The sequence below is a fragment of the Streptomyces sp. NPDC058470 genome, assembly GCF_042721055.1.
Classification (GTDB): domain Bacteria; phylum Actinomycetota; class Actinomycetes; order Streptomycetales; family Streptomycetaceae; genus Streptomyces.
In genome coordinates, this window is the sequence record NZ_JBHXMF010000072.1 from 1 (window position 1) to 14,710 (window position 14,710).

At 71.2% G+C, this 14,710-nt stretch carries 9 protein-coding genes and 1 riboswitch; of the genes, 6 read left to right on the forward strand and 3 right to left on the reverse strand.

Features of this window, described 5'->3' with window-relative positions; all coding sequences use genetic code 11:
* Window positions 1–204: 204 nt before the first annotated feature.
* A complete protein-coding gene (locus ACFWP7_RS36710; RefSeq protein WP_384390959.1) occupies window positions 205–2,874 on the reverse strand; it encodes an ATP-binding protein in 2,670 nt (889 codons plus the stop codon).
* Between the two features lie 260 nt (window positions 2,875–3,134).
* Between ACFWP7_RS36710 and ACFWP7_RS36715 the strand changes: the two genes are divergently transcribed.
* From ACFWP7_RS36715 to ACFWP7_RS36725, 3 genes are read left to right on the forward strand one after another with little or no spacing between them, the layout of a single operon-like run.
* Window positions 3,135–4,430, forward strand: a complete 1,296-nt coding sequence (locus tag ACFWP7_RS36715; RefSeq protein WP_384390963.1) for an MFS transporter — start codon at window positions 3,135–3,137, stop codon at window positions 4,428–4,430.
* 4 nt (window positions 4,431–4,434) lie between these two features.
* Window positions 4,435–5,589, forward strand: coding sequence for an anhydro-N-acetylmuramic acid kinase (locus ACFWP7_RS36720; protein WP_384390965.1), 1,155 nt, complete (start codon window positions 4,435–4,437; stop codon window positions 5,587–5,589).
* 55 nt (window positions 5,590–5,644) lie between these two features.
* Window positions 5,645–6,628 carry a DUF2510 domain-containing protein gene (locus ACFWP7_RS36725; RefSeq protein WP_384390968.1) on the forward strand — a complete coding sequence of 328 codons (984 nt, stop codon included), beginning with the start codon at window positions 5,645–5,647 and terminating at the stop codon, window positions 6,626–6,628.
* 185 nt (window positions 6,629–6,813) lie between these two features.
* On the opposite strand, the gene ACFWP7_RS36730 is transcribed toward ACFWP7_RS36725, so the two are convergent.
* A complete protein-coding gene (locus ACFWP7_RS36730) occupies window positions 6,814–7,428 on the reverse strand; it encodes a TetR/AcrR family transcriptional regulator C-terminal ligand-binding domain-containing protein (RefSeq protein WP_384390971.1) in 615 nt (204 codons plus the stop codon).
* Window positions 7,429–7,672: 244 nt separating this feature from the next.
* On the opposite strand from ACFWP7_RS36730, the gene ACFWP7_RS36735 reads away from it, so the two are divergent.
* Both ACFWP7_RS36735 and ACFWP7_RS36740 read left to right on the forward strand, forming a co-directional pair.
* A complete protein-coding gene (locus ACFWP7_RS36735) occupies window positions 7,673–8,545 on the forward strand; it encodes a phosphatase PAP2 family protein (RefSeq protein WP_384390974.1) in 873 nt (290 codons plus the stop codon).
* Window positions 8,542–9,483 carry a DMT family transporter gene (locus ACFWP7_RS36740; RefSeq protein WP_384390977.1) on the forward strand — a complete coding sequence of 314 codons (942 nt, stop codon included), beginning with the start codon at window positions 8,542–8,544 and terminating at the stop codon, window positions 9,481–9,483. The genes ACFWP7_RS36735 and ACFWP7_RS36740 overlap by 4 nt, the downstream gene beginning before the upstream one ends.
* Before the next feature lie 50 nt (window positions 9,484–9,533).
* On the opposite strand, the gene ACFWP7_RS36745 is transcribed toward ACFWP7_RS36740, so the two are convergent.
* Entirely contained in the window at window positions 9,534–11,585 is a 2,052-nt protein-coding gene (locus ACFWP7_RS36745) for a phosphocholine-specific phospholipase C (protein WP_384390980.1), read from the reverse strand.
* Window positions 11,586–11,931: 346 nt separating this feature from the next.
* Window positions 11,932–12,151, forward strand: a riboswitch (cobalamin riboswitch).
* A gap of 165 nt (window positions 12,152–12,316) precedes the next feature.
* Between ACFWP7_RS36745 and metE the strand changes: the two genes are divergently transcribed.
* Window positions 12,317–14,635: a 5-methyltetrahydropteroyltriglutamate--homocysteine S-methyltransferase gene (metE, locus tag ACFWP7_RS36750; RefSeq protein WP_384390983.1), complete on the forward strand. Its 2,319-nt coding sequence runs from the start codon at window positions 12,317–12,319 to the stop codon at window positions 14,633–14,635.
* Window positions 14,636–14,710: the final 75 nt, after the last annotated feature.

Here is a 14,710-nt window from a genome sequence, read left to right on the forward strand (position 1 = left end):
CCGAGCAACTGCTCGCCGGTTAGGGCCGACGCCCGCGCCCAGGGGGTGTCGTTCGGATCACTTCGGATCAGGCCGCGGCGCATGGTGCGGTGCATCGCAAGGCGGAGCATGACCCCGGGTACTGGGCCGTACTCGGGTGATGCGACGACGCGGCCAGCTGCCGTGCCAGGCGTCGCGGACCCGAGGCGATCCGAACGACACCCCCTAGATGCCGTCGAGCGCCCGCTCCGCCTGTGCCACCAATCCGTCCGCGCCGCATGAACGCGCCAGTGTCAGGCCCTTGTTGAGCTCGGACACCGACCGAGCGGCGATGCCGTACTCGACGCGGGCCGCCGCGTGCTCGTACTGGCAGGGGGAGGCCTCCAGATAGGTGACCGCCTGGGCGGCGAGCCGTACCGCGCGCTGGCCCGATTCCAGCGCCGCCGCGCAGCGCAGGGCCTCACCGATGGCCGTGTCCGTGCCGAAACGCTCGGCCTGGCGGCGGGCTTCGGCAGCCAGTGCTGCGGCGCGCGCCGGGTCCTCCGTGGCGAGAGCGCGGGCGAGGTCGCCCGCCCAGGGCGCGAGCACCGTGTTGTGGTGGCCCCGTGCGGCGGCGGCCTTCTCGGCTGCCTCCAGTTCGTTGACGCCTTCCTTCGTACGGCCGACGGCGCACAGCAGCCGGCCCCGTACGGAACGGATGTCGGGGAGGACGATCGTGGAGGGGTAAGGCGGTGCGAAGCCGTACTCCTCGGCGATCTCCTCCGCCTCCAGGAGGTGGCCGCGGGCGAGCAGTGTGTCGATGAGCCCGCAGGTCGCGGACCAGTACAGGGGCAGCCCGCGCCCGACCCGCTCGGCGAGGCGCAGCGACTCGCGCTGGTAGGTCTCCGCGTCGGCGAGGCGGCCCCGTCTGCGGTGCGCGAGGCCGAGGTAGGCGTTGGCCAGGGCGAGATGGCCGCCGCTCCAGCCGGCCTTCATATAGGCGTGCAGGGCCTCGCTGAACAGGCTCTCGGCGCGGTCGAGCCGGTCGGCGTAGGCGTACGCGCTGCCCAGCATCAGGAGGAGTTCGATGCCCCATTCGGTGTCGGTCCAGCCCAGTCCCGGTGCGAGGCGGCCGTTGACGAGGACGCGGTCGCAGAGTTCCGCGACCTCCTCCGCGTTCTCGCCGCGCGTCATCGCGTCGAAGCCGCGCAGTATGAGCAGCGCACGCTCGGAGTTGTCGCGGCCCGTGCAGGTCCTGGCGAGTTCGGCGAGACCGCTGGAGCGTCCCGAGGCCTGGTCCTCGCCGGCGTGGATGCCCTCCCACATGTAGTGCACGGCCTGGAGCCGCATCCGGGCAGGGCCGGGATCGAGCCGTGCGGCCTCCGCGTCGACGGTGCGGACGGCCTCTTCCAGCTGATCGTTGTGGAGGAGTGCCTGGGAGAGGCGGAAGACCGCGTCCACCCGGAGGTCGCCCTGGAGGCCGGGCCTGTCGAGTGCGGCCCGTAGATGGCCGATCGTCCTGGCGGGCGCGGTCAGGAGCGTGGCACAGCCCAGTTCGTAGAGCACGCGCGCGTGGACGTCGGGACGCGGGGGTTCGGCCAGTGCGCGCTCCAGACAGCGCCTGGCCGCGTCGGGCGCGCCGACGGCGAGGTGTTCGCGGGCGGCCTCGCGCATCTGCTCGACGAGTTCGGGGTCTTCGTCCGGGTGCACTTCGAGGAGGTGGCGGGAGGCGGCCGCGGCGCCTCGCCCGGAGTCGGTGACCGCCCAGGCGGCCTGGCCGTGCATCGCGGTGCGCAGGGCGTCCGGGATCGAGCGGTAGACCGCGCTGGCGATGAGCGGGTGCACGAACTCCAGGTCGCCTTCGGGAACCCGGCCGTTCACTGGCTCGGTCCTGGTCAGGATGCGGGCGACGCCGAGCAGTTCGGCGCAGCGCACTGCCTCCTCGGCCGGCATTCCGGCGAGGTGGGCGGCCAGGTCGAGGGAGATTCCGGTGCCGAGGATCGCGGCCGCCCAGGCGAACCGGGTGGCGTCAATGCCGAGTCCTTCGAGGCGGGCGACGAGTCCACGGCCGCGGGCCGAGCGGTTCAGGGCGCGCAGTTCGGCGGCCGTGGCCTCCACCGGATCGAGCCCGCTGTCCTGGACCTTGGCGAGCAACTCGACGGTCTCGTACGGATTGCCGCCGGTGACCGCCCAGACCTCGCGGCAGAACGGGCTGTCGGCGTGCTCGCCGACCGTGGCACGGGTCAGTCCTTCGGCTGCCGACGGGGTCAGCGCGCTCAGGGTGGCGGTCGGCCGGGCCGCGGCGGCGATGGTGTCCAGGTGACCGGCGCTCACACCGCTCACACCGCCCGGGCGGCGGGCCACCACGATGAGGACGGACAGGTCGTCGAGGCGCTCGGCGAACGCGGCCAGCCAGCGCAGGGTCTCCTGGTCGGCCCAGTGCGCGTCGTCGACGAGGAGGACGAGCGGCCACTCGCGCTTGGCCAGCCGTCGCACGGCCGCGACCAGGCCGTCGCAGACGCCCTGCGGGTCGGGTTGCCGGTCGCCCGGTTCCGCTATGCCGAGCGCGGGTCCCGCGATGTCGTACCAGTCGCCCAGGTATTCGCGCGCCTCCTCGGGCAGCAGCGACACCAGGGCAGGCTGCAGGAGCTGCCGTACGACATTGAAGGGAACGGACGTGACGGTCTCGCCGCCGCGGGCCGACCACACCGCGCAGCCGGCGCTCTCCGCCATCCGGCGCGCCTCCGCGAGGAGTGCCGTCTTGCCCAAGCCGGCGTCACCGCTGAACACCAGCAGGCTTCCCGGCGTGGCGGAGTCCGCGCGCAGGGCGCCGATCGCCTGTTCGAGCGTGGCGACTTCCTCGTCGCGCTCCCACAGGGGAGCCGAGGCGGCCATTCCTGGCCCAGCCTCCGTCATCCCGCTACCTCCCCAGGTCGCCCAAACGACGTACAGGCAATGAGCGTAGCCCTCTCGGAGCCGTCATGTCGGCGGGTCCGGGCAGCTGTTGCCGAGACGAGTGACGGCGGGGTTCCGCAGGCGACGCGCCGACGCTCCGACCAGCCCGGGTGAAAATTATTGACAGTCAACCACCCCCGAACTGAAACTAATTTTCCACCATCAGTCTCCGCCGTCCCGCCGCGGCCATCCGGCCCCGGCGCGCCCCGGGAGGAACCGGCATGAGCGCCCCCGCGCACGACTCCGACCTGCGCGCCTCTCCGCCCGGGCAGTCCCGCAGAGCTCTGTTCGCGGGCTCCGTGGGGAACTTCATCGAGTGGTACGAGTTCGGGGTCTACGGCTATTTCGCCACGATCATCGCGGCGCGGTTCTTCACACCGGAGGGCGGCAGCGAGGTCGAGGCTCTGGTGAAGACGTATGCGTCCTTCGCACTCGCGTTCTTCTTCCGGCCCGTCGGCGCCGCGCTGTTCGGACGGCTCGGCGACCGGATCGGGCGCCGTCCGGTGCTGATCCTGGTGATCGTCCTGATGACGGCCGCGACGACCCTGATCGGCCTGCTGCCCACCTATGCCACTGTCGGCGCCCTCGCTCCCTGGCTGCTCACTCTCCTGCGAGTCCTCCAAGGGCTGTCCGCGGGCGGGGAGTTCGGGGGCGCGGTCTCGGTGATGACGGAGTTCGCGCCGCCGGGCAGACGCGGGCTGTACGGGTCCTGGCAGTCGTTCACGGTGGCGCTGGGGCTGCTGGCCGGCGCGGGGGTCGCGGCGCTGCTGGCCACGGTGCTCGGCGCACAGGAGCTGGGCGACTGGGGCTGGCGGCTCCCCTTCCTGCTGACGCTGCCGCTCGGCCTCGGCGCGCTGGGGCTGCGACTGCGGCTGGACGAGACGCCCGCCTTCGAACGGGAGCAGCACCAAGAGCGTCCGACAGGGCGGGAGTTGGCCCGCGCGATCGCGCTCGGCGCCGGGCGCGTCATGGGCTGGGCGGCGGCCGGTTACACCTTCCTGGTCGTGCTCCCCTCTTATCTCCAGAGCACCCTGAACGCCACCTTCCAGCAGGCGCTGCTCGCCACCGTCGTCGCCAACCTCGGCTTCGCGGCCACGATCATCCCGGCGGGTCTGCTCAGCGACCGGATCGGACGGCGCCCGGTGATGCTCACGGGAGCCGTTCTGGTCACCGTGCTGGCGATCCCGATGCTCAACGTCCTTCAGGACAGCGGGACTTCGAACACCGTGAAAGGTGTCGCCGTGTTCCTTGCGGGTGCCGTGGTCGGGCTGATGGCCGGGCCCGGACCGGCGATGCTCTCCGAGATGTTCCCCACGAGCGTCCGCCACACGGGCCTGGGACTCGCCTACGCCCTGTCCAATGCGGTGTTCTCGGGCTGCGCGGGGCTCATCATCACCGAGACGATCGAACGGACGGGGAACGTGGACATTCCCGGGTACTACGCGGGGGCGACCTGCGCCGTCAGCGTCCTGGCGCTGGCCACACTGCCCAAGGGACAGCATCAGCAAGGGAGTTGAGAAGGTGCGGGTGATCGGCCTGATGTCCGGCACATCGTACGACGCCATCGACGCGGCGGCCGCCGAGCTGACCCTCGACGAGGACGGTCTCGTACTGCGGCCGCTCGGGTTCGTCAGCGAGCCGTACGCCCGCGAGCTGCGCGACGCGCTGGCGGCGGCGCTTCCGCCCGCCGCGACCGACCTGGCCGAGGTGTGCCGCCTGGACACCCGGATCGGGCAGGCCTTCGCGGCGGCAGCCGTCCGTGCCGACCGCGAACTGTGCAACGAGGAGGCCGAGTTGGTCGCCTCGCACGGGCAGACCGTCTACCACTGGGTGGCGGACGGGCGGGTGCACGGGACCCTCCAGCTCGGGCAGCCGGCCTGGATCGCCGAGGCGACAGGGCTGCCTGTGGTCGCCGACTTCCGGCCACGTGACATCGCCGCCGGCGGGCAGGGCGCACCCCTGGTCAGCCTGTTCGACCTGCTGTGGCTGCGCGGCAGGCCCGGGACACCGGTGGCACTGAACCTCGGCGGTATCGCCAACCTCACCGCGCCGGACGGCACCGCCTTCGACACGGGGCCCGCGTGCGCGCTCCTCGACGCGGCGGCGCGTGGCTTCAGCGGCGGCCGCCTCGACCACGACGTGGACGGCGCGCTCGCCGCCCGCGGCACCGTCCACGGCCCGCTGCTGCGACGCCTGCTCGCCGAGCCGTACTACGGGCTGCCCACGCCCAAGACGACCGGCAAGGAGCTGTTCCACCTCGGCTATCTGCGCGACGCACTGACGGGTTTCGGGACGCTGACCGGCGAGGACGTCGTCGCGACACTCACCGCGCTCACCGCCCGCACCGTCGCCGATGCCGTGCGCTCAGTGCGGGCCACCGAGGTGATCGCCTCCGGCGGCGGCACCCGTAACCCCGTACTCATGACGATGCTCGGCGCCGAACTCCCCGGCGTCACGCTGCGCACCTCCGACGCGCTGGGCCTGCCCTCGGCCGCCAAGGAGGCGTACGCCTTCGCCGTGCTCGGGTTTCTGACCCTGCACGGCCTCGCGGGCTCCGATCCGGCGAGCACCGGGGCCCGTCATCCCAGCGTGCTCGGGTCCCTCACGCCGGGGCGGGACTGGCTGCGGCTGCCGCCACGAGCGGACCGGACACCTCTCCGGCTGGTCCTGAAATGAACCTTGCCCGGCCCCTCTCATCCGTCTTTCACTCAGGCCTCATACGGTGGGCACCATGACGCAGGTGACTCCTCCCGGCTGGTATCCCGACCCCGGGCAGACAGATGACATTCCCGCCACCGAGCGCTGGTGGGACGGGGAGACATGGACGGACCAGACCCGGCCCGTCGGGTCGGCCGCCGCATGGGGTCCCCCGGGGCACCCGCCGGCCACCGGACCGTATCCGGACTATCCGCCGGGTCCGCCGCGGCGCGGGATGCGCACGGGCATAGCCGTCGCCGTGGCGATAGCGGTCCTCGCCGGCATCGGGGGTGGGGTGTACGCGCTGACGAAGAACGACAGCAGCAGCGGCAACACCGCCAACTCCCAAACTCCCGGCGGGTTCCCGGGCGGTTCGGGCGGTCCCTCGGACGCCCCCAGCGGCGGCCCCAGCGGCGGCCCCCGTGGCGGCCCCGGTGGCGGCTCCGGCGGCCAGACCGCGCCGCCGGGTCAGCCCCTTCCGCAGCAGACCGAGGACGGTTTCGCCACCGACCCGGTCAACGGCATCAGCATCCCGGTGCCCGACGGCTGGACCGGCTCCAGCATCACGGTGGGCGCCGCGGTGACCTCGGACGACTCCTACAAGTGCCCCGGTGACACCACGGCGACGTGCACCGCAGGCGGCCTGTACTCGGCTCCGGCGGTGGCGCTGGAGCTGAAGGCCACCACGGCCGAGGCGGCGGCGAAGGAGGACATCTCCAAGAACGCCGAGGAGTCCTACGGCGGCAAGTCCTACGGCGAGATCACCTCGCACGAGGTACTCGCCTCCAAGGCGGTCACCGTGGCCGGGCAGAAGGGCTACCTGGTCCGCTGGAAGGCGGTCACCAGCAAGGGCGAGGACGGCTATGTCGAGTCGCTCGCCTTCCCCTCCCCCCTCAATGCCAAGCAGCTCGTCGTGATCCGCTTCGGCGTCGACGTCAGTCAGAAGCAGGACGTGATCGACGTCATCACGAAGGGCATCAAGGTGGCGTCCGGGACCGGCAGCGGGCAGGGCGTGTAGGGCCGTACCGCCTGCCCGGCGGATCGCGCCGGACTCGGAAGAGGATCAGGAAGTAGTTCGGCCGGGTGGGGTGCCCCTCCGCTCAGGAGGAACCCCACCCGGCCGGGGGTTCGCGCCGCCCCCGTCCCCACGGTGCGGCGCGCGCAGGCCGACGTCCGGTCATCCCGCGGACGGCGGCCTGAGTCTCAGGTCAGGCCGAGGGCCGGAATCACGACCGCCTCCACGAACTGTGTGAGATAAGCCGCGTCCGCGTACTCCCCCTCCAGCACGGGCCGGACCCTCATCACACCGATGACCTGCGCGGGAATGAACTCCAGCGCGGGGTGATCGGCGGCGATCTCACCTCGGTCGACCGCGCGCTGGATCATCCCCCTCAGCGCGGCGACCTCGGGCTCGACGAGCGCTTCGCGCAAGGCCCGCTGGAGCTCCTCGTCCGCCATCACGGTGTGGCCGAGCGCCTGGAGCAGCTGCGTGTCCCGGCCCGACCACTCACCGGCGGCGCGCGCCGCGGCGCGCAGATCCTCGGCGAGTGAGCCGGTGTCGATACCCAGGAACCGGGGGCAGCGGTTGGCGCGCAGCGCCGCCGCCACGAACTGGGGCTTCGTCTTCCACTGCCGGTAGAGCGTGGACTTGCTGCAGCGGGTGCTCGCCGCCACGCCCTCCATGGTGAAGGCGTCATAGCCGCACTCGCGGAGCTGGTCGATCACAGCGTCGTAGAACTCCTGCTCACGCTCGGGCGTGATCTTGGAGCGGCGCGAGGCGACGACCGTCTCCGGTCCGTCCGCGGCCTGCGACGTCATGCTCTTCTCCTCGCTCGGTCGGATCGACACGGTGGGGTTCGGTGGTCCGTCTCACACAGCCTAATCGATACGCCACTGTACCGGAACGGAAGCGTATCGGTACACTCTCGTATCGGTACACTGGCGTATCGATGAGCCTTGGACAGGACCCACTCCGTTGTCGAGTGGACCGGCATGGAGTGGACCTTGTCCTGGGCTCACCACGCACCACGCCACGCAATACCGTCAGCAAGGGGGCCGGGGGATGGATTCCCGAACCGAGCCTGCAGAATCCGCAACCGAACCGGAGACCGACGCGGCGCCCGGCCGGGCCGAACCGTACGAGAAAGTGGCGCACCCGCCGAACGACACCGCCGCACGCCCGCCGCTGCTGCGCGAGCTCCTGCTCGTGGTGGGCCTCTTCCTCGTCTACAAGATCGGGCGGCAACTGGCCGCCGGTCACACCGCCGAGGCCTTCCGCAACGCGGACCGCGTGTGGGACTGGGAGCGCGCCCTCCATCTGCCGAGCGAGAGCGACATACAGGGCGTGCTGCTGCACAGCGACACCCTGGTGCACATCGCGAACACCTACTACGCGACCGTCCACTTCCCGGCGACCGTGGCCTTCCTGGTCTGGCTGTATCTGAAGCGCCCGGCCCACTACGTATGGGCGCGCCGCGTCCTGGCGATGGTCACCGGCGCCGCTCTGGTGGGGCATCTCTTCTTCCCGCTCGCGCCACCGCGGCTGCTGAAGGCCGCGGGGCTCGTGGACACCGGACAGGTGTACGGGCCCACGGTGTACGGGGCGCACCCCGCGACCGATGCGGTGGCGAACCAGTTCGCGGCGATGCCCTCGCTGCACTTCGGCTGGGCCCTGATGGTCGCGATCGGTCTGATCGCCGCGACCAGGTCCCGGTGGCGCTGGCTGTGGCTGCTGCATCCGCTGATCACCCTGCTGGTGATCGTCGGTACGGCGAACCACTACTGGCTCGACGCGATCGTGGCGGCCGCGCTGCTCGGCATCGCCCTTTCGGTGATCCACCTGCCGCACCGGACGACGACAACGGCGGGGCGTACACAGGAATTTGCCGATGACGCCGTACGGGACATACCGGAGCTCGTGGGAGCCGGCCGATGAACGCCACGGTCGCCGCCGTCGTCCTGTCGCTGTTCTCGGCCGTCGCGTACGCCGCCGCGGCCGTGGCACAGGAGCGGCTCGCGTCCCGCAGCTCGGACTCCGGTGTGCTGCGGCTGCTGGGCAGCGGCGCCTGGTGGTGGTCGGTCGCGCTGAACGCGTCCGCCGCGCTGCTGCATGTCGCCGCGCTCAAGTTCGGCACGCTCACGCTGGTGCAGCCGCTCGGGGCGCTCACCCTGGTGGCGGCGGTGCCGCTGGGTGCGCGGGTCGCCGGGCGACGGGTCAGCGCGGTCGAGTGGCGTGGCACCGCGCTCACCCTGACCGGACTGGCGGCGCTGCTCGTCACGGCGTCCGGTCCTGCGCCCGACAACGTGCTGAGCCTGCCGCAGGCGCTGGGCGTCGCCGCCACGACCGCCGTACTGATCGGCGCCCTCGCGCGCCGGGGCGCACGGCCGGGGCTGCGGCACGCGACCGCCTCGGGATTCGCCTCCGGCGTCGCCTCGGCGCTCACCCAGACGGTGACGGTGGCCGCGACCGACCGCTCGGATTCGCTGCTCAGCGCCCAGGTGATCGTGGTGGCCGTGCTCGTGGCGGCCTTCGCGGTGGGCGGACTGTTCCTGTCGCAGACCGCGTACCGGGGCGGCCTCGGCGCGCCGCTCGCCGTGGTGACGCTCGCCAATCCGGTGGCTGCCGCGGTGATCGGCCTGTCCCTGCTCGGCGAACGGCTCCAGGATGGCGCGGCGGGTGTGCTGCTGGCCCTCGTGGGAGCGGGCATCGCGGCCTGGGGTGTGGTGACGCTGTCCCGCTCGACGCCACGGCCCCCGCTGCCGGTCGACGACCATCCGGTCGCCGCGGTGCTGGCCCTTGAGCCCCAGTCGGCGGCGTACGAACCCTCGTTGCTGCCGCAGCAACCGAACGCGGGGCATCTCACCGCGCTGTAGAACCGCCATGGAACGGGCGGTCACGGAGGGGCCGTGACCGCCCGTTCCCCTCAGTCGGTCACGATCGCCGGGTCGCTCACGCCCGGCCGCCCGTTCTCCACATGTCCGGCGAACCTGCGCAGGAAGCTCGCATCCGCGTCGGAGACGACGGTCAGGTCGTACCAGCGCTTGCTCGCCCACAGGTCGAACGTGCGCTGCACACTCGCGCCCGACCGCACCTTGAACGACTTCGGTCGGCCGCCGTAGCCGTTGCTCACCTTCAGGTTGACCGTTCCGGGGCCCTTGTTGGTGAGGGTCAGCTCGACGTTGTCGCCGACGTGTCGTGCGGTGACCTCGGGTCCGGCCTTCTTGCCCGGGCCCCCGAAGGTGCGCAGGAAGCCGTTGGGGCCGTGCACCGTCAGGTCGTACGAACCGTTCGAGTACGCCGAGTTCCAGCTGTCGTCGACCTTCTTGCCGGCCCCGGTCGTGTAGGTCCAGGGGCCGTCGGTGCGGTTGCCGGACGTGACGAGGAAGACGGCGCCGGCCTCGGCGCCCGAGCCGAAGGTGAGCGTGTACTTGCCGGCCGCCGCGTCCGCCGAACCGTCCACCGCGGGCTCGTACTTGAGCGGGCGGGCCGGCCGCGAGCCGGGCTCCTGCTTGGGCAGGACGGGGTTCGCGGGCGGGGTCGGCACGTAGTCGGGGTGGTGGTCGTTGTCCGGCGGTTCGTAGCCGTCGGTGTCCGGCAGCGTGACCGGCGACGCGTTCTTGTGGGCGAAGTCGAAGGCCGAGCTGAGGTCGCCGCTGATCGCCCGCCGCCAGGGCGAGATGTTGGGCTCGTGCACTCCGAAGCGGCGCTCCATGAACCGGATGATGGAGGTGTGGTCGAGCGTCTCGGAGCAGACGTAACCGCCCTTGCTCCAGGGCGAGACGACGAGCATCGGCACCCGCTGGCCCAGCCCGTAGGGGCCCGCCGTGTGGCTCGCGTCGCCCGCGAAGAGGTCCGGCGCGACGTCGACGGTGGACTTGCCCTGCGCGGCGGACTGCGGCGGGAATGGCGGTACGAGGTGGTCGAAGAAGCCGTCGTTCTCGTCGTACGTGACGAACAGCGCTGTCCTTCCCCACACCTCGGGGTCGGAGGTGAGCACGTCCAGGACCTGGGAGATGTACCAGGCTCCGTAGTTCGCGGGCCAGTTGGGGTGCTCGGTGAAGGCCTCGGGCGCGACGATCCAGGAGATCTTCGGCAGCTTCTTACCCTGTACGTCGGCCTTGAGCTGGTCGAAGAAGCCCTCACCCTTGCGGGCGTCGGTGCCGGTGCGCGCCTTGTCGTAGAGCGGGTCGCCGGGCTTGGCGTTGCGGTACTTGTTGAAGTACAGCAGCGAGTTGTCGCCGTAGTTGCCGCGGTAGGCGTCGGGTATCCAGCCCCAGGAGCCGTTCGCGTCCAGGCCGTCGCCGATGTCCTGGTAGATCTTCCAGGAGACGCCGGCAGCTTCGAGGCGCTCGGGGTACGTCGTCCAGTCGTAGCCGACCTCGTCGTTGCCGAGGACCGGGCCGCCGCCGGTGCCGTCGTTGCCGGTGTAGCCCGTCCACATGTAGTAGCGGTTCGGGTCGGTGGACCCGATGAACGAGCAGTGGTAGGCATCGCAGATGGTGAACGCGTCGGCCAGTGCGTAGTGGAAGGGAATGTCCTCGCGCGTCAGGTACGCCATCGTCGTCGACGACTTACTGGGCACCCACTTGTCGCACTTGCCCTTGTTGAAGGCGGCGTGTCCGTCATTCCAGTCGTGCGGGAGGTCCTGGATGAACTGCAGGCCCAGGTCGTCGGCGTCGGGCCGGAAGGGGAGCACGTCCTTGGCGCCGTCCGACTGGTGCCAGACCGACCTGCCACCCGAGGTCGTGGCCGGACGGGGGTCGCCGAAGCCGCGGACACCCCTGAGCGAGCCGAAGTAGTGGTCGAACGAACGGTTCTCCTGCATCAGGACGACGATGTGCTCCACATCGTCGATCGTGCCGGAGCCTTGGTGCGCGGGCAGCGCCGCGGCCCGCTCGATGCTGTTGGACAGCGCGGTGAGCGCCGCGGTGCCGCCGGTGACCTGGAGGAAGCGGCGCCGATTCACTTGAGGCATGGGTTGGGTGACCTCTTGTCCTGACGGAAACAACGGAACTACCGAACCACCGAACGACGGAACTGCGGGATGACCGGGTGGCCGGGCTGCTGCTGGAACATGTGCGATTGGAGTGTTGCAAGAGCACCGAACGACAAGGAAGGGCCTCATGGCCCCTGTGTGAAACTCGGCGATACGTGCGGCGAACGGCGACAATAGGAGCGCCAATGGCCGACTCCCGCAACCAACGTCAGGCAAAACCCGCGGCGAGGCGGCCGCCCGGTCCCGACTCGGATCGCAGGGACGGCATGTCTCGTCCCACCATCCGGCATGTGGGCGTTGTCCCCGCGGTCGCCCGAAGCCCTTTAGGCTGGTCTGTGCAGCTGGTTCGCCCCGTCCGCCAGGCGGGAGGCGTCGTAAGAGGGAACCCGGTGGAACTCCGGGACTGCCCCGCAGCGGTGAGTGGGAACGACCGCCGTCATACGCACTGGACCCGAGAGGGACTGGGAAGCGACGGCCAGTAGGTGTCCGCCCTTCGGAGGACGCGCCCACAAGTCCGAAGACCTGCCCGCTGCCCGTGCGTGACCCATCGTGCGCGGACATCCCGGTGACCTCGTGGGCGGGTCGGCGTACATATCCAGACGGACGATCGTGCCTTTCCGCGCGAGGATCGTCGCGTTCGGTGTGTCACCCCTTCGCGCTCTCGTCCCGTCTCCGGGATCTCAGGGATTCATCTCGCGAAGGAGATTTCCGTGACCACCAGGACCGCAGCCGCGGCAGCACAGGCCACCGTGTACGGCTACCCCCGCCAGGGCCCGAACCGGGAGCTCAAGAAGGCGATCGAGGGTTACTGGAAGGGCCGCGTCATCGCCGACGCCCTACGTGCCACCGCCGCCGACCTGCGCCGGACCAACTGGCAGCAGCTGGCGGGGGCCGGCGTCCACGAGGTACCGACCGGCGACTTCTCGTACTACGACCACGTCCTGGACACCACGGTCATGGTCGGTGCGATCCCCGAACGCCACCGGACCGCCGTCGTGACCGACGCCCTGGACGGCTACTTCGCCATGGCGCGCGGCACGCAGGACGTGGCGCCGCTGGAGATGACGAAGTGGTTCGACACCAACTACCACTACCTGGTGCCCGAGCTGGGTCCCGACACCGTCTTCACCACCGACTCCACCAAGCAAGTCGACGAGCTCCGCGAAGCCCTCTCCCTGGGCCTGACCGCCCGCCCGGTCCTGCTGGGCCCCGTCACCTATCTCCTGCTCGCCAAGCCCGCGCCCGGCGTGGCCGCGGACTTCGACCCGCTCACCCTCCTCGACCGGCTGCTGCCCGTGTACGCCGAGGCCCTCGCCGACCTGCGAGCCGCGGGCGCCACCTGGGTACAGCTCGACGAACCCGCCCTCGTCCAGGACCGTACGCCGGCCGAGCTGAACGCCGCCGAACGCGCCTACCGCGATCTGGGAGGGCTCACCGACCGACCGAAGCTGCTGGTCGCCTCGTACTTCGACCGGCTCGGCGACGCCCTGACCGTGCTCGCCAAGGCTCCCGTCGACGGGCTCGCCCTCGACTTCACCGACGCGGCCGCCGCCAACCTGGACGCGCTCGCCGCCGTGGGCGGTCTGCGGGGCAAGCGCCTGGTCGCCGGGGTGGTCAACGGACGCAACATCTGGGTCAACAACCTGGAGAAGTCACTCGCCACGCTGGGCACCCTGCTGGGCCTGGCCGGTCAGGTCGACGTGACCGCCTCCTGTTCGCTGCTCCACGTCCCGCTCGACGCCGCCGCCGAGCGTGACATCGACCCGCAGATCCTGGGCTGGCTCGCCTTCGCCCGGCAGAAGACCGCCGAGATCGTCACCCTCGCCAAGGGCCTCACCCTCGGGACCGACGCCATCACCGCGGAACTGGCCGCCAACCGGGCCGCCCTGGCCGCCCGCGCCCGCTCGCCGATCACCCGCGACCCCGCCGTACGGGCCCGCGCCGCCGCCGTCACGGAGGCCGACGCCCGCCGCAGCCAGCCGTACCCCGAGCGGGCCACCGCCCAGCGCGCCCACCTCGGCCTGCCCCTGCTGCCGACCACCACCATCGGCTCCTTCCCGCAGACCGCCGAACTGCGCACCGCGCGGGCCGACCTGCGCGCGCGGCGGATCGACAGCGCCGGGTACGAGGAGCGGATCAGGGCCGAGATCGGCGAGGTGATCTCCTTCCAGGAGAAGATTGGCCTGGACGTCCTGGTGCACGGCGAACCCGAACGCAACGACATGGTCCAGTACTTCGCCGAACAGCTCACCGGCTACCTCGCCACGCAGCACGGCTGGGTCCAGTCGTACGGCACCCGCTACGTCCGCCCGCCGATCCTGGCCGGCGACATCTCCCGCCCCGAGCCGATGACGGTGCGCTGGACGACGTACGCCCAGTCCCTGACCGAGAAGCCGGTCAAGGGCATGCTCACCGGGCCGGTCACCATGCTCGCCTGGTCCTTCGTCCGCGACGACCAGCCGCTCGGCGCCACCGCCCGCCAGGTCGCCCTCGCCCTGCGCGACGAGGTCAACGACCTTGAAGCGGCGGCCACTTCGGTCATCCAGGTCGACGAGCCCGCGCTGCGCGAGACGCTCCCGCTGCGAGCGGCCGACCGCCCGGCCTACCTGGCGTGGGCCACCGAGGCGTTCCGGCTCAGCACCAGCAGTGTGCGTCCGGACACACAGATCCACACCCACATGTGCTACGCCGAGTTCGGCGACATCGTCCAGGCCATCGACGACCTCGACGCCGACGTCATCAGCCTGGAAGCCGCCCGCTCACACATGCAGGTCGCCCGCGAACTGGCCGGACACGGCTACCCCCGCGAAGCCGGACCTGGCGTCTACGACATCCACTCCCCGCGCGTACCGGGCGCGGACGAGGCAGCGGCCCTGCTGCGCAAGGGACTTGAGGCCATCCCCGCCGAGCGGCTGTGGGTCAACCCCGACTGCGGCCTGAAGACCCGCGGCTGGCCCGAGACCCGCGCCTCCCTGGAGAACCTGGTCGCGGCGGCCCGGACGGTCCGCGCCGAGCTCACAGGATCCTGACTCCGCCGGGGACGGCCGAGAGGGAGTGCTCCGGCTCCCTCTCGGCCGTCCCCGGTCGGTGCTCGGCGTACAGGT